The organism is Bradyrhizobium sp. USDA 4532, assembly GCF_024171315.1.
GTDB lineage: Bacteria > Pseudomonadota > Alphaproteobacteria > Rhizobiales > Xanthobacteraceae > Bradyrhizobium > Bradyrhizobium australafricanum.
Genome location: NZ_JALJZN010000001.1, coordinates 4,977,981 through 4,993,975 on the forward strand (window position 1 = coordinate 4,977,981; position 15,995 = coordinate 4,993,975).

Genomic DNA, 15,995 nt, shown 5'->3' on the forward strand with positions numbered 1-15,995 from the left:
TGGCCCATCGCGATATTTTCTGCGGTTGCGCAAAGGAGGTCCGTATTGAAGCCACGCGGACTTCGCCGCCGGTTTATGAGTACACGGCCTAGCACTACTTTGGCAGATTGTGTTTTCGCCGCTGTTTTTCACGGATTTGCTTTCGGCAATATGGGCACTGCTGAGACGGCGGCCGAAGGATGAGATCGACGATGGCGTGACGTACGGCTGGCATGGTTGGCTGAGGCGGAGGCCCGTTGATTCTTTTTTTTCCGCCCCGCGTATGCGAGGCGACGATGTTGCAGGAAGGCGTAGGCAATCATTGTCATCAAGGCGTGGCGATGAAGACCTTGCCATGATCGCCCTTCGAAGTGATCAAGTCCAAGTTCCTCCTTCAACTGCTGATGCGCCTGCTCACAAATCCACCGTGCCTTGATGGTGGCGGCCAGCGTGCGCAGATCCGTCGCCGCCGGAAGGTTGGCCAGATAGTATTTCTTCTCCCCGGACGCACGTTGCTCGCCAATGAGCCAGGCTTCGTCGCCTGGGAGATGCTGCTGACCTTTATCCCATATCCGCTGCGGAGAGCCGTCGGCGGTCCGGACACGGAGAGCAGCAAATTGGGCTTTAAGCCGACCTTTCGTCCCGCTACGCCAACTCACGGTTTTCCATTTGGCGCTGGCGAGCATTTGTTCTGCGGCAATCGATAAGATATCGGGCACGTGGTGCTTTCGTGGTTTTCCGCGGACTTTGGTAATCGGCCAAATGAGCTTCACATCGACCGGATACACTTTCTGGTGCCGAGGGATGCCGACAGCCCAGGTCAGCCCGCGCTCTGTTAGCCCTTGTCGAAACGGTGCGCTGAGGCCGTATCCTGCATCCGCCAGCACACATCCAAAGCGCACGTTGGCTGCCATCGCGCGGTCAATCTCGGCTAGAGCAATCTCGGGCTTGGACCGTGCCGTTCGATGTTCGACTGGCACGCGAGCGCGCTTCAAACGAGATATGTCGCTTGTCCAACTGTCAGGCAGAAAGAGACGTAACGCGACCATCACGGGCACTTCGCCGCGAGCAAGCGTCAAAGACACCAGCGTTTGGCAATTTGCCGTTTTACCGAGAGCCGACGCGTATTGAGCCGCAACACCGACCGAGCGCTCACCCTTCTTAGGAAGTGAGGTGTCATCAATAACCAGCACCGCATCCCTGCCGCCGACAAGTCGGTCCGCCTGGTTGAGCAGTTCTGTCTCCAGCGGCGTCGCGTCCCAGACACCGTCCGCAATGAAATGGTGCAACTGGTCGTAGTTGCCCGAGGCAAGGCGTTCCGCCATCGGCTGAACGCTCTTGCGATCGCCCGGACCGATCAATCCCGCAACATACAGAGGACACATCCGCTGCCGGGTCTTATGACCCAGCCGGTCCAAGAACGGCATCAGCCAGCGTTCGAGTTCGTCTTCCCATCCGGGCATGGTCAGCCCTCCCAGAGCCGACCACCCATGAATCATTGAAAAATTGATTCGGGAATCCTATAAAACGCGGCAAAATCAACAATCTGCCAAAGTAGTGCTAGCACTACTTTGGCAGATTGTGTTTTCGCCGCTGTTTTTCACGGATTTGCTTTCGGCAATATGGGCACTGCTGAGACGGCGGCCGAAGGATGAGATCGACGATGGCGTGACGTACGGCTGGCATGGTTGGCTGAGGCGGAGGCCCGTTGATTCTTTTTTTTCCGCCCCGCGTATGCGAGGCGACGATGTTGCAGGAAGGCGTAGGCAATCATTGTCATCAAGGCGTGGCGATGAAGACCTTGCCATGATCGCCCTTCGAAGTGATCAAGTCCAAGTTCCTCCTTCAACTGCTGATGCGCCTGCTCACAAATCCACCGTGCCTTGATGGTGGCGGCCAGCGTGCGCAGATCCGTCGCCGCCGGAAGGTTGGCCAGATAGTATTTCTTCTCCCCGGACGCACGTTGCTCGCCAATGAGCCAGGCTTCGTCGCCTGGGAGATGCTGCTGACCTTTATCCCATATCCGCTGCGGAGAGCCGTCGGCGGTCCGGACACGGAGAGCAGCAAATTGGGCTTTAAGCCGACCTTTCGTCCCGCTACGCCAACTCACGGTTTTCCATTTGGCGCTGGCGAGCATTTGTTCTGCGGCAATCGATAAGATATCGGGCACGTGGTGCTTTCGTGGTTTTCCGCGGACTTTGGTAATCGGCCAAATGAGCTTCACATCGACCGGATACACTTTCTGGTGCCGAGGGATGCCGACAGCCCAGGTCAGCCCGCGCTCTGTTAGCCCTTGTCGAAACGGTGCGCTGAGGCCGTATCCTGCATCCGCCAGCACACATCCAAAGCGCACGTTGGCTGCCATCGCGCGGTCAATCTCGGCTAGAGCAATCTCGGGCTTGGACCGTGCCGTTCGATGTTCGACTGGCACGCGAGCGCGCTTCAAACGAGATATGTCGCTTGTCCAACTGTCAGGCAGAAAGAGACGTAACGCGACCATCACGGGCACTTCGCCGCGAGCAAGCGTCAAAGACACCAGCGTTTGGCAATTTGCCGTTTTACCGAGAGCCGACGCGTATTGAGCCGCAACACCGACCGAGCGCTCACCCTTCTTAGGAAGTGAGGTGTCATCAATAACCAGCACCGCATCCCTGCCGCCGACAAGTCGGTCCGCCTGGTTGAGCAGTTCTGTCTCCAGCGGCGTCGCGTCCCAGACACCGTCCGCAATGAAATGGTGCAACTGGTCGTAGTTGCCCGAGGCAAGGCGTTCCGCCATCGGCTGAACGCTCTTGCGATCGCCCGGACCGATCAATCCCGCAACATACAGAGGACACATCCGCTGCCGGGTCTTATGACCCAGCCGGTCCAAGAACGGCATCAGCCAGCGTTCGAGTTCGTCTTCCCATCCGGGCATGGTCAGCCCTCCCAGAGCCGACCACCCATGAATCATTGAAAAATTGATTCGGGAATCCTATAAAACGCGGCAAAATCAACAATCTGCCAAAGTAGTGCTAGTAGGAGGGGCGCGTCCGATCACGAAGTGCCCAGCCACCCCGGTGACGTGCATCTCCCAGATACCCCACTCACCGATGGAAAGGCTGGATTCCGGAGGGCTGGATGCAACTCTGATACTGTCTCTGTTGTCATCGGGTCACGCCATAAGCGGCGCTGGTCGCGGTTTCGCTCATGGAGATACCATGCCGGCCACTCGCCAAGTTGGTATGCCCAGGATTCGGCACGAGCGTAACACCTACTCGCGATGGCCAAGCATTCTGAAGCGGGTGGAACTGCTATTGAGATACGGAAGTTGGGGCCTGGCTGATCTTCGGGTGGTATGAGATATGCGTAGTTCTTTGTCTGCTTGACCAGCGTCCATCCCCGCCTGGGAAGAACCACGCTTAGCGTGAGGGAAGCTCCGAACCGATAGGCGTTCGGTCCAAATTTCTTTGGCGCCTTTCCACTCGCACTGAACTCGATCACTTCGATCGGCCAGCCTACAGGGGTGTGAGAGCGTGCCCTGGCGCGCGCGAGGGGCAGCGCCCCTGAGATCTCAACTATGAGGATGGCGGGCAGCTTGAGAGAGAAGAATCACAAGGCAACAGTGAGAAAGATCAAGAAGGCAGCCGCCGGGCCAGGTTGTCCATTGATTGCTAACTCCTTGTCTACCTGACATGGCCAGCAGGACTCGTTATTTCAACATTTGCTTCTCGGCTGCGGCGAGTACCACCGAAGCTTCAGTGGTCAGCACCCGGAAGGTAAAAGCCTCCTGGAAATAGAGATCGACCGTTGTGTCGGTGTGGTTGAGGTAGCCGATCGAGAGGTCCTGGCCGATATCCAGTTCGAAATCACCTCCTCGCGTCGTCAGGACAAAGGCGCCGCTGATGGCAGGCGCCCAGACAACGCCGCCGTCGACGATCCGTTCGAGGTGGTGAAAAACGGGGTATCCTTCGTCACTTCCGCCGCTGGCGCCCGTGTACGCCTCTGCCCCAAGGACGAGGGCATATGGCCCATTGCAGCCGGCAAGTCTGAGTTCACTGACCGCTTGCGCGACGGCACTGGGATAGGCTTTCGCATTTGTCGGAAGAATGCATCCTGCATTGCTGCTGGCCTGGCGAATGCCCTCGATCCCTGCAGCCGCATATCCATCGAAAATCGCGCGGTCTTCGGCAAATGCGATTCTGCGGGCAGCATCCTTGACCGGCGTCCAGTCGGCGTCCAGGGCGCCACGCTCAACGTCATCGATCTGCCGACGCGAGAGCTGGAATGGAACGCGCAGTTCGACGAGCGCCCTCGCCTCGCGCTGTTGCGCCATCATTCCCTCGCCTGGAGCCGGAAGTTGTTTGACATGGCCAGTGCCCACCGCCGAGAAGCCACTCCCCTTGGCTTCGGGGACGTCGACCACGCGCCGCCCGGCAAGGTGCCGCTTCAGGGTACGGGAAGCCTCCTCCTCGATTTGAGCCCAGGCCGCGTCGGATATGGGAGCGAGTTGGCGGTGAAGATTATTCATGGTTCGCCTTCTTGTTTTAAAGACCCAATTCCAAGCGACCCGTCGTTGACGGGCGGATATGTGCGAGCTGTATCTGACGAGCCTGCTCCACGCTGCTCAGCGCAAACCGGCGCTTCCCCGCTGGCTGCCGCGGCGTCATTGTCTTCAGGCGAAACGTCGTCAAGAAATGTCGCTGACGGTACGAAGAACAGCGCCCCCGTAACGGCGCGGCTGACATCCAGCAGCCGGTCGTAGTTGCCGGGCGGCCGACCGACAAACATGTTCTCTAGCATCTGCTCGATCCGGTGGGGCGAGCGCGCATAGCCTATGAAGTACGTGCCAAATTCACCCTTGCCGATCTCACCGAAAGGCATGTTGTCGCGCACGATCTCAAGCTGCTCGCCGTCTTCGACGACCGTCGTCAGAACATTATGTGCATAGGGCGCCTTGGCCGCATCGTCCTGCTCGATGTCCGACAGTTTGTGACGACCGATGATATTTTCCTGCTCCGAGGTTGATATCGCATTCCAGCGCTGCAGATCGTGCAGATACTTCTGGGTGATGACGTAGCTTCCGCCGGCGAATGCAGGGTCCTCCTGTCCGATGGTCGTCGCGTCAACCGCGTCCTGATCGGACGGGTTCTCGGTTCCATCGACAAATCCAAGCAAATCGCGATCGTCAAAATATTTGAACCCATGAACCTCGTCGATCGCCGTCACAGCCTTGCCCAGCCGGGACATGATCTGTGAGGCGAGCTCGAAGCATAGATCCATGCGGACAGACCGGATATGAAAAAGGATGTCGCCCGGCGTGGAGACTGCGTGATGCACCCCATGGATTTCCCTGAAAGGATGAAGATACTTGGGCCGCGGATCACCGAACAGTCGGTCCCAGGCATCGGAGCCGAGAGCCATCACACATGATAGCCGCGCTTCCGGATCGCGAAATCCGACGGCTCGCAGGAGTGCCGACAGAAGGGCACATAGACCGCGCACCGCATTCTCGCTGTCCTTTCCGGGATTGATCCGGACGACGAGAAATATCGCGGCACGCGTCAGTCTTGCGACGACGGGTTGTGGGACGACAGCTGACACAATCACTCCTTGGCGGCCTGCTCGGCGCACTTGATGCTCCGGGCTGGCCCGTCCGGCTGAACACGGCCCGCGCGTTCGGCGCGGCCAGCGGTCGTTGGCATCGACGAGCTTCTCGAACGAGGCGTCGTGCGGAAATCACCGGCAGGGCGATCGGGATAACGAACACACAAGGCCGCTGGCATCCCTTGAGATGTTCACTCCGACCAATCAGGCCGAGGGCCGGTCAATCCATGTCCCGAAAGGCATGGCCATCGGCCTTGACACCTTCGATCACGCTCGGCGGCAAAAGATCCTGAGCGGAGGTCCCGTCAAAAACCCAGTCGCCCTTGTCCGCGAGGTCCGGGAGCTGCGCGCCCTTGCGGACGTAGATCCCGATCGCCGGCTTCTTCACATTGATGTAGAGATCGTATTCTTCCATCGCGTCGATGCTTTCCCTCTTGCTCTATCGAGCCATTCATCGGCTACGGAGCAACCGCCATGCCAATTTGGGTGCATCGAGATATCAAGAGCTTACGCCGACCTGACCGACCGGATCTGACAAACTGTCCGATCGAGCATGGACAAATTGTCCACGCTGCGGGCGCAACGGGCTCGCGCAGCGTCGAGCCCGTTGTCGCCTCTGTGAAATCGAAACGTCTTGCCCCAGACAACAGCGGCCGCAGCGGTCCCGCTGCACTATCCCGGCTATCCAAGATCGACAGGACGTCCTGACGGCTCTTCTTCCAGTGTCACCGCAATGTCTGCGTTGGCGGACAAGCGCACCTTGTTACCCTCGACGCCGGCGACGAATCCCAGCTCGATATAGTGCTGATGTCCTTTGTGGTGCCCGAAACTGTCGCTCTTCCTGAGCCTGATACGATCACCTTCGACCTGATCGACCGTGCCGACATGCACTCCGTCAGCGCCGATTACTTCCATACCGCCGTTGATCTTGTTCATGGCCATACCTTTCTCCCTGAAATCCATTGCAGCGGTCACGCGAGCCATAATCCATATCGACTGCGTAACCGCGGACCACGCGCAACCAAATCACTTGACCGGGCGGCCCGACTTTTCTTCCTCAAAGAGTTCGACGATATCGGCGTCAGAGCAGAGCCGCACCTTGTGATCCGTGACGCTGTCGACGAAATCCATGCCGATATAGTGGTGATGTCGTCTGTGCCGGCCGCCGCCAGTTTCGCTTTTCTTCAGCCTGATACGGTCGCCCTCGGTGCTATCGACGACACCGATCTGCACACCGTCAAACCCGACGACCTCCATGCCTTCCTTGATCCGATGCTTCTTCAAGAATTGCACCTGCTCGTTCCATGTCTTTCTCAAGCCTGACGCTCAGATCGCTTCGTCCTCATCCGGAGGCTTCACTGTCTTCCCGTTGAATGTCAGACCGTCTTTCCCCGACGAGATCTGCATGGTCGAGCCGTCGCGGACGTCGCCCGCGAGCAGCATTTCGGCCAGCGGATCCTGTACATATCGCTGGATGACCCGCTTTAATGGCCTGGCGCCATAGGCGGGGTCCCAGCCCTTCTCGGCGAGCCAGGCTTGGGCCTTGGCGTCGAGCGACAGTGTAATTTTGCGATCGTCGAGGAGCTTGCGGAGACGCGCGAACTGAATGTCGACGATTCGGCCCATGTCGTTCTTCTGCAGCCGCTGAAACAAGATGATCGCATCGATGCGGTTGAGAAATTCCGGCCGGAAATGCGCGCGGACCATCTCCATCACCTTGTCGCGAACGGCACTCGTCTTTTCGCCTTCCACCTGATTGACGAGGTATTCCGCTCCGAGGTTTGAGGTCATGATGATGAGCGTGTTGCGGAAATCCACTGTCCGCCCTTGGCCGTCGGTCAGGCGTCCGTCGTCCAGCACCTGCAGCAGCACGTTGAACACATCCGGATGCGCCTTCTCGATCTCGTCGAACAAGACGACCTGATAGGGTCGTCGCCGCACGGCTTCCGTGAGCACGCCGCCCTCGTCATAACCGACATAGCCCGGAGGCGCACCGATGAGCCGTGCGACCGAGTGCTTCTCCATGAACTCCGACATGTCGATGCGAAGGATGGCGTGCTCATCGTCGAACAGGAATTCCGCAAGGGCCTTGGCCAGTTCCGTCTTGCCGACGCCGGTCGGGCCAAGGAACATGAATGAGCCCATCGGCCGGTTCGGGTCCTGCAATCCCGCGCGGGCCCGTCGCACGGCCGTTGACACGGCACGAACCGCTTGTGTCTGTCCGACAACGCGTTTGGCGATCATCTCCTCCATCTGGAGGAGTTTCTCCCGCTCGCCCTCGAGCATCTTGTCGACGGGAACGCCGGTCCAGCGCGAAACTACCTGGGCGATATTGTCGGCCGTGACCGTCTCGCTGATCGAACTGCTCTCGCTGGCCTCGACGGCAGCCAGTTTTTTCTCCAGTTCGGGAATCGTGCTGTAAGACAGCTCGCCTGCCCGCTGGTATTCACCTTTTCGCTGCGCGTTCGCCAGTTCCGTACGAAGCTGCTCGAGTTGCGCTTTCATCTTCTGGGCGTCCGAGAGCTTGCTCTTTTCGGCCTGCCATTTCGTCGTCATGTCGGCGGAGCGCTTCTCGAGATCGACCAGATCCCCGTCGAGCGTCTTCAGACGGCTCTTCGACCCGGCATCGCTTTCCTTCTTGAGTGCCTCCTGCTCGATCCTGAGACGCACGATTTCGCGGTCGAGCGAATCCAGTTCCTCCGGCTTGGAGTCGACCTGCATCTTGAGCCGTGCGGCAGCTTCGTCGACGAGATCGATGGCCTTGTCGGGAAGGAAGCGGTCGGTGATGTAGCGGTTGGATAACGTTGCGGCGGCGACCAGCGCGGCGTCCGAAATCCGTACGCCATGATGCTGCTCGTACTTGTCCTTGAGGCCGCGCAGGATCGAGATCGTGTCCTCCACCGTGGGCTGCGACACGAAGACCGGCTGGAAACGGCGGGCAAGCGCGGCGTCCTTCTCGACATGCTTGCGGTACTCGTCGAGCGTGGTCGCACCCACACAGTGCAACTCGCCGCGAGCCAGCGCGGGTTTGAGGAGATTGGAAGCATCCATCGCACCGTCTGTCTTGCCAGCACCGATGAGCGTGTGCATCTCGTCGATAAAGAGGATGATACCACCATCCGCGGATGTCACCTCGGAGAGCACGGCCTTCAATCGTTCCTCGAACTCGCCGCGATACTTGGCACCGGCAATCAGCGCGCCCATGTCGAGCGCGAGCAGCTTTTTGTCTTGCAGGCTCTCGGGAACATCGCCGTTCACGATCCGCAAGGCGAGCCCCTCGACGATGGCGGTCTTTCCGACACCCGGTTCACCGATCAGGACCGGATTGTTCTTGGTGCGGCGCGACAGCACCTGGATTGTGCGACGTATCTCCTCGTCGCGACCGATCACCGGGTCGAGTTTGCCGTCACGCGCGGCCTGCGTCAGATCGCGGGCGTACTTCTTCAGTGCGTCATATGCATTCTCGGCTGACGCGCTGTCTGCGGTGCGGCCCTTCCGGAGCAAATCGATCGCGGTGCCAAGAGCCTGGGCATTGACGCCGCCTTGCGCCAGGATCTTCGCCGCGTCGCTGCTCTTGTCCGTGGACAAGGCCTGCAGCAGGCGTTCGACGGTGACGAAACTGTCGCCCGCCTTTTCCGCTAGCTCCTCCGCAGCGGTGAACAGGCGCGCGGTGTCGGGCGCCATATAAACTTGTCCCGCACCCGAACCGGACACCTTCGGCAGTTTTGCCAAAGCCGCTTCCGTCGCGTGCAGGATCGCCCGCGAGTTTCCACCCGCCCGATCAATCAGACCGGCGGCCAAGCCTTCGTTGTCGTCGAGCAACACCTTGAGCACATGGAGAGGCGTGAACTGTTGGTTACCCTCCCGTGTTGCCAGAGACTGCGCCGACTGGATAAAGCCCCTCGCGCGGTCGGTATATTTTTCGGAATTCATGGAGCCCCTTTCAAACGCGCGGTCTGTCGTCAATGGTCAGGAACGGAATTACGATCCGGCCGGCGTCGGCGCAGCGTGTTGCGCGCCTGGAAGCTTCTGCCTGATCCCTTCGGCTTTGCCCTCGGTGGGATGGACGATGAGGTCGAACATGGCTATTGCCCATGGTTGATGATCAATTCCGGCTCTGGACGACTGCAGTATGAAGCGCCCCGGTCTCAGCGCGGCGTGGCGCGGGTGGCCGCGGATCGCGCGACCTTTTCGTCAAGGCGTTTTCGCAGTTTGGCGAGCTCAACGACCATCCGCTCGTGAGTCCCCTTGCCAATTTCCTCGATTTCATCGGAGGCGCGGACGGAAAATGCGATCCGGCGGCCGTCGACCGCTGTGACTTCGGCCATGGCGGTAACCGTCTGTCCAACCACAGTCGCAGCAAGATGCTGCACGTTGACCATGGTGCCGACCACGCTCTCGCCCGGCTCGAGATAATCACGAACGGCATTGAGGGCAGCATTCTCCATCGCCATGATCATGACCGGTGTCGCCAACACCGGCGGCAGGATGCTGTCCTTGAACCGGTTGGCCAGATGTTCGGGCTTCACGACGAGCGTGAAGCGTCCGGTTGTGCCAGTCGATATGCGCTTCATCGGTCACGCTGCCCTCTTGAAGAGATCCTCGACATACTCCCAGTTCACGAGGTGCTCGAGAAACGCCCGAATGTAGTCGGCCCTTCGATTGCGGTAATCGATATAGTAGGAGTGTTCCCAAACGTCACAGCCCAGTATGGGCTTTGCACCATAAACGAGCGGATTCTCGCCGTTGGGCGTTCTCATAACAATTATCTTGCCGTTCTGCACTGCAAGCCAACACCAGCCAGAGCCAAACTGCCCGACGCCGGCGGCGATGAACTCCTCTTTCATCTTCTCGATCGAACCGAAGTCCGCCTTGATTTGCCGCTCCAGGATTCCCGGCAGCGCGCTTCCGGCATGCGGCTTCATCCATTTCCAGAAGTAGGTATGGTTCAGGTCCTGGCTCGCATTGTTGAATACAGGAACGTTGCTTCCAAAGGAGCCGATGACGACATCCTCCAGGCTCATTCCCTCCCATTCGGTGCCTTTGATAAGGGCATTGAGCGCATTGACATACGCGGCGTGGTGCTTGTCGTGGTGATATTCCAGCGTTTCCCCGGACATGTAGGGAGCGAGCGCGTCATGCGCGTAGGGCAGATCAGGAAGCGTGAAGGACATGGACATCTCCTCTGGAGAGAACATTCGCGACGGTGCACCGCCTGGTGCTTGCGACAAACGCGCGTCGCCGTGGATCTCGTGGTTCAGATGTCACCGGCTGTTTTCTCTTCGACCTCGGTTCTTCCGAGCAGAATGCAGTCATGCAACGGATGAAACGCCATGGGGTCCTCTCTCGGGGGTGAACGGCGGTGCCAAAATGCGATCCTTGCCGATATCGGGCCGGAGGCCGGCAGTACGTGACGGATAGTCGTTGCCGCTGCGGCCCCCAATCCTGATCCTGAGCAACTCATGTGCCACATCGGAAGCTCTACGATATCAATCAGTTGCGTCGTAGGAGGGAAGCGCTATCGGACAACTTGTCGAAAGCAAAACGGACAAAATGTCCTGCGTGTCGCTTTGGGGCACTACTCACCAAACTGAGGGTGAAAGATTGCCTGTCAAAACTACCGTCCGATATGGTCGAAATCGATGAGGGCGATCGGCGATAACCCTCGAGAACGTCTAGCCTTCCAAGAACCGGCACGCCCAGATCAGGCTGCGTCGATCATTCACCTACGTCAGCCATGGCCGGCTATTTCGCTAGATTGGGCTAAGGGACGCAAAGTTCCGGTATGAGCTCTCTAAGCGAGCTCTGGAAGCGTTTCGGAACAACACATCGAGACGACGGCGCGGCTAGTCGGCCTCATCGAGTGACGGCCGGGCTGCACGAAATCCGTGCGCGTCCGCAAAACGTAGCGCCTCGACGATCATCGTCTTCACGACCTTGGGCTCATCATCGTGATTGAGCTCGTACTCCAACAGCATTGAGGCAAACGCCTCCTCGTCAACCTTTTCCAGCGCATCAGCCAGTTCATTCAGCGTCATCACGCATCCCCTCGTTCGCGATCTCGCCCTGCCGCTGGTACAGCGGGGCGCCCAGCTCGCCTAGTTCCCCTGACCATACATGATCGCGAGGGCGGCAAGGGCAAGCAGGATGTACTCGCCATTGTAGTCGGCGTCATCGTCGGTAGAGAGATCGAATTGCTTCCACACGCCGTCCAGCTTTCCAGCGTCATGCTCAGCAACGACTTTGACGGCGACCTCGCGGATGGCATCGAATTGCGAAAAGTCGAAGTGCAGCCCCTGATCGTCCATGAACAGCCCGTGGTTTTGCAAAAAGGCCGCCATCGGCATCGTCGTCTCACTGATATAAAAGAGCAGGTCGTCCGCTTCCAACGGCCGATCCTGTGCCTGCGGCATGAGACCGACCTGATTGATGAGCAGATGCGCCTTGGCCTGCATATCTTTCGATAGCTGCTGGTTGGACACAACGGTCATTTCTGGAGCTCCTCGCTCTTCACACCAGGCTGGGAGGTGTCACCAACGGCCGGAAAACATCGGCCTGCCTGGCATCATTTGATGCGGCGTCCCTGGAAGTAGCCCTCGTTGGTGGTGTTCTCGCGGATGTTTGCTGTATCACCCTGTTCCGCGTAGTTGTCTTCGCGCTTCTTCGACGACGTATCTTTCTTGACTTCGGGGTCACCGCCGGTGCCCTTCGGGCTACGGTTGGCCGGCGGAACAGGGGGCATCTTCCCATGATGACGTGGCATCGCTGCGTCTCCTTGACCTCAGACTCATTGTTGCACGCGGTTGAAGCTCCTGCCGCCCTTGGCGATTCCAGCAACAGCCATGCCAAGCGAGGCTTCACGCGATATCAATCGCTTGATGACCGCGGCCAGGGGCCGATGGACAATTTGTCTTTGCAGCGGGACGAAATGTCACCGGCTCTTCGGTCGCCATCAGTCCTCCGCAGGCAGCCAGACCGTAAATGTCGTACCCTTGCCGGGTTCGCTCTCAACGGAAATCTTACCACCCTGGCGGGTTACAAGCATCTGGCTGATGGACAGCCCCAAGCCGGTTCCCTCCCGCCTCTTGGTGGTGAAGAATGGATCGAAGATCCGCTGAATTACGTCCGGCGTCATACCGCCGCCGGTGTCCGTCACATCGATCATGACGCCACGGCGCCTGCCCTCATCCCGATCAAAGGTTCGAATCGTCAAACGCCCGCCTCCGGACGTCGCGTGAATTGCGTTGACAAGGAGATTGACCAGCACCTGCTGCAATTCAGTGCGATTCATTGAGACCAGGCGTGAGGCGTGATATTCCGTTTCGATGCTGATCGTTGTCTTGTTCAGCAGATGTTGAACGAGTGGCAACGTGTCGGTGACGACGACGGCTGGATCATATTGATCGGTAAAGCCGGCATACTCCTGCGGCTTGGCGAATTGCAGAAGCCTCGTCACAATTTCACTGACGCGATGCATCTGCTCGTCGATGAGCCGAAACTCCGTTTTTGCTTCGTCGGCCTTGGCGCCCATCATATCCCTGATGATCTCCAGGTTGCCCTGCATCACCGCGATGGGATTGTTGATCTCATGGGCTACACCAGCGGTGATTTCGCCAATTGCAGCGAGCTTTTCGGACATGATCAACTGCCTGGTTGTTGCTTCGAGCTGCTGGTTCGCATGCAGGAGCTTGTTTGTGCGCTCCTCGACGCGCTGGTTGAGCTCCTGGTTCCATTGCCGCAGCTGGGCGTCGCGCTCGTGGATCTGATCGAGCAGTCGATCCAGATGAACCGCAACCTGCTCGATCTCGTCGCGCCCATCGACGGGTCCCGTTCGTGCGCCTAGTTCGCCGCTTTCCACTTTCGAAATCGTCGTCGTCATCCGCTCAAGAGGCCGGAAGATACTTGCCGCCCACGTCAAGAACAGTGGAACAGTCAGTGCAACCGCGACGGCAAATGCCAGCGCGATTTCCAGAACCGTACCGCGCTTCGCTGCGGTGAACGGTTGCCGAAGATAGCCGGCGTAGAGCATTCCGACGCGACGATCATAGCTGTCACGGATCGGCTCATAGGCAGAGATGTACCAGTCGTTGACGACGAATGCGCCATCGAGCCAGGTCTGGCCACGATCGAGAACCGCATCTCGAACTTCCGCAGAGACGCGCGTGCCAATTGCACGCTGCCCCTCGAACATCCTCACATTGGTACTGACACGCACATCATCGAGGAAGAGCGTCACGGTCCCGCGACTGCCTTCCGGCAAACCCGCCCCGAAGTAGATCAGATCATTGATCGTGTCGACAAAGGCGAGGTTCTGATTGAGCAGCATTCCACCGACCAACGCGGCCTTTCGTCCGTTCGGCAGCGAAACCGGCGTCGCCGATTGCAGTACCAGCCCCCGGCTCTCCTGCGTCCGCGTGGTCGGCGCGCTTCCGGGTGTCGCGACGATGTCGATCTGAGCGCGCTTCGCAAGATCGGCGGAGATCGCCGCGAGCTCCATGGATTGAAACACATCAATCGCGGTTCGTGCCCGTCCCTCAAGCGCCGAGCTGATGACGGGCCAATTCCATCGTGGCGCGGCCGCCATCTGATATTCACTCGCGATCACCGCGCCATCGTCAGCGATAATGTAGAGAAAATCGAAGCCGCGCGCCTGTGCGATGTCCTTGAGATAATCGCTCAGGGCACCACGCTCATAGCCCGGGGTTTGCACAATCGACTGAAAGAGCGCGGAATTCACCGACGATACCAGATAGTCCTCCGTGTTCTCGAAAATTCGTCCGAGATATTGCCTGGCGATCGTCAGGTCGTCATGGACCTTGGACGTCAATACTGCGTCGAACCTCACGTTCCAGCGATAAATGCTGATCGCAAGAAGCAACGGAAGAATGACGAGCATCGGCAAGAGTGCCATCGCCAGCAGGCGATACCGCACGGAGGCCCTTGGAGAAAAACTCGTTATCAGAGTTGCCAACTTGCGCATTTGCGATCGATCGTTTTGCGCGAGATGCCGAGACGGCGTGCCGCTTCCTCACGGTCGCCTCTCGACTCGCGAAGCACAAAAAGGATGTGTCGCCGCTCCACATCGGCGAGTGTGACATCACTGGTCGATCTTTCGGCTCGTGACTTGAGATAGTCCTCCCGGAATTCACCGAGGATCACCGTCCGCTCAATCAGATTGCGCAGCTCCCGTATGTTGCCTGGCCAATCGTACTGCAAAAGGAAGGTACGCATTCCGACGTCGATTGGAACGCGCGGCATACCAAGCTGATCGGAAATCTCACGCATGAAGATATCGGCGAGCTCGAGCACATCCTGATCGCGCTCCCGAAGGGACGGAAGATCGATCTGCATGACGTTGATGCGAAAATAGAGATCCGCGCGAAAGGTGCCGGCTGCAACCCGCTTCTGCAGATCGGCGTTGGTCGCGAAGACATACCGGGCGTCGATCGGCACCTCTCGCTCCGAGCCGACGGGACGCACCCGACGATCCTCAAGCACACGCAACAGCTTGCTTTGCAGATGGTAGGGGAGCTCGCCAATCTCGTCCAGGAAAAGAGTGCCGCCTTGCGCGAACATAAAAAGACCCTCTCGGGTCTTCCCTGCGCCGGTGAATGCCCCCCTCACATGGCCGAAGAGTTCGCTTTCGATCATTTCTGAAGGGATTGCGCCGCAGTTGACCGGCACGAACAGCTTGTCCGCTCGGTTGGACAGCGAATGGAGCGATCGAGCGGCAACCTCCTTGCCTGTTCCGGACTCGCCAGTAAACAGAACCGGCGTCGGCAACGGCGCCACCCGGGCGATAGTCTCCCGTGCCTTTTGAATTGCTGCGGATGCTCCGAGGAGCTTGTTTCGCAGATACAGCTGCTGCGAGGACGACTTCAGCTCATGGCGCAGTACGAAATTCTCCCGCTGCAGTCTCGCCCGGTCAAGGCAACGCGCAACCGCATTCAGCAATTGATTGGATCGAAATGGCTTGATCACAAAATCGATGACGCCGATGCGCAGTGCGCCAATTGCTGTATCCAGATCAGCATAGGCTGTCATAAGGATGACATCGGTGAAGAACCCGATCGCTCGCTGCTCCGCAAGCCAGTCCAGGCCACTCTTTCCAGGCATGACATTGTCAAGGATGACGACGTCGAAATGCTGCCCATCGAGTTTCCGCGACGCATCCCTGGCGTCCGCGGACTCCTCGATCAGCCTGCAGCGAGGTCGCAGGAGCTTGACGAGGAAATTGCGTATGCCGGGTTCGTCGTCAACGACAAGAATCGAGGCTTGCGCAAGCCAAGGTCCAAATTCCGGGTCGACCACCGGTTCGGCAACGTCACGCGGGGTTTCCTCAGACATTCATATCTCTCCCGACACCGCTCTTGACGACCACCATCTCAACGCAGGGCGATGGCCTTCTCCAGCGCCATGAAAAAAGCGAAGGC

The 15,995-nt window shown here is 58.8% G+C and carries 15 protein-coding genes; all 15 read right to left on the reverse strand.

The features are described 5' to 3' along the window. Positions 1 to 128: 128 nt before the first annotated feature. Positions 129 to 1,478 carry an IS701 family transposase gene (locus J2R76_RS22830; protein WP_253624993.1) on the reverse strand — a complete coding sequence of 450 codons (1,350 nt, stop codon included), beginning with the start codon at positions 1,476 to 1,478 and terminating at the stop codon, positions 129 to 131. A gap of 101 nt (positions 1,479 to 1,579) precedes the next feature. After that, positions 1,580 to 2,929, reverse strand: a complete 1,350-nt coding sequence (locus J2R76_RS22835) for an IS701 family transposase (RefSeq protein WP_253624993.1) — start codon at positions 2,927 to 2,929, stop codon at positions 1,580 to 1,582. 738 nt (positions 2,930 to 3,667) lie between these two features. Further along, the gene (locus J2R76_RS22840) at positions 3,668 to 4,486 is read right to left on the reverse strand and encodes a family 1 encapsulin nanocompartment shell protein (RefSeq protein ID WP_076825110.1); all 819 of its coding nucleotides are present in this window, start codon (positions 4,484 to 4,486) and stop codon (positions 3,668 to 3,670) included. Beyond that, positions 4,483 to 5,559, reverse strand: a complete 1,077-nt coding sequence (locus tag J2R76_RS22845) for a Dyp-type peroxidase (RefSeq protein ID WP_076825231.1) — start codon at positions 5,557 to 5,559, stop codon at positions 4,483 to 4,485. The genes J2R76_RS22840 and J2R76_RS22845 overlap by 4 nt, the downstream gene beginning before the upstream one ends. A gap of 223 nt (positions 5,560 to 5,782) precedes the next feature. Beyond that, positions 5,783 to 5,977 carry a hypothetical protein gene (locus J2R76_RS22850; RefSeq protein ID WP_038387850.1) on the reverse strand — a complete coding sequence of 65 codons (195 nt, stop codon included), beginning with the start codon at positions 5,975 to 5,977 and terminating at the stop codon, positions 5,783 to 5,785. A gap of 266 nt (positions 5,978 to 6,243) precedes the next feature. Beyond that, positions 6,244 to 6,504, reverse strand: a complete 261-nt coding sequence (locus J2R76_RS22855; RefSeq protein ID WP_233475597.1) for a DUF2171 domain-containing protein — start codon at positions 6,502 to 6,504, stop codon at positions 6,244 to 6,246. Between the two features lie 84 nt (positions 6,505 to 6,588). Beyond that, entirely contained in the window at positions 6,589 to 6,846 is a 258-nt protein-coding gene (locus J2R76_RS22860; protein WP_244558670.1) for a DUF2171 domain-containing protein, read from the reverse strand. 42 nt (positions 6,847 to 6,888) lie between these two features. Beyond that, positions 6,889 to 9,495, reverse strand: a complete 2,607-nt coding sequence (gene clpB, locus J2R76_RS22865; RefSeq protein ID WP_076825114.1) for an ATP-dependent chaperone ClpB — start codon at positions 9,493 to 9,495, stop codon at positions 6,889 to 6,891. Positions 9,496 to 9,710: 215 nt separating this feature from the next. After that, positions 9,711 to 10,136 carry a thioesterase family protein gene (locus J2R76_RS22870; RefSeq protein ID WP_057016348.1) on the reverse strand — a complete coding sequence of 142 codons (426 nt, stop codon included), beginning with the start codon at positions 10,134 to 10,136 and terminating at the stop codon, positions 9,711 to 9,713. A gap of 3 nt (positions 10,137 to 10,139) precedes the next feature. Beyond that, positions 10,140 to 10,736 carry a superoxide dismutase gene (locus J2R76_RS22875; RefSeq protein ID WP_076825237.1) on the reverse strand — a complete coding sequence of 199 codons (597 nt, stop codon included), beginning with the start codon at positions 10,734 to 10,736 and terminating at the stop codon, positions 10,140 to 10,142. A 672-nt stretch (positions 10,737 to 11,408) separates the two neighbouring features. After that, a complete protein-coding gene (locus tag J2R76_RS22880; RefSeq protein ID WP_057016349.1) occupies positions 11,409 to 11,600 on the reverse strand; it encodes a hypothetical protein in 192 nt (63 codons plus the stop codon). 60 nt (positions 11,601 to 11,660) lie between these two features. Beyond that, entirely contained in the window at positions 11,661 to 12,053 is a 393-nt protein-coding gene (locus J2R76_RS22885) for a hypothetical protein (RefSeq protein WP_141340224.1), read from the reverse strand. 74 nt (positions 12,054 to 12,127) lie between these two features. Next, entirely contained in the window at positions 12,128 to 12,325 is a 198-nt protein-coding gene (locus tag J2R76_RS22890; RefSeq protein WP_057016351.1) for a hypothetical protein, read from the reverse strand. A 189-nt stretch (positions 12,326 to 12,514) separates the two neighbouring features. After that, positions 12,515 to 14,542 carry a cache domain-containing protein gene (locus J2R76_RS22895; protein WP_253624994.1) on the reverse strand — a complete coding sequence of 676 codons (2,028 nt, stop codon included), beginning with the start codon at positions 14,540 to 14,542 and terminating at the stop codon, positions 12,515 to 12,517. Further along, complete coding sequence (locus J2R76_RS22900) at positions 14,521 to 15,909, reverse strand: sigma-54 dependent transcriptional regulator (protein ID WP_076825120.1); 1,389 nt, start codon at positions 15,907 to 15,909, stop codon at positions 14,521 to 14,523. The genes J2R76_RS22895 and J2R76_RS22900 overlap by 22 nt, the downstream gene beginning before the upstream one ends. Between the last annotated feature and the right edge of the window lie 86 nt (positions 15,910 to 15,995).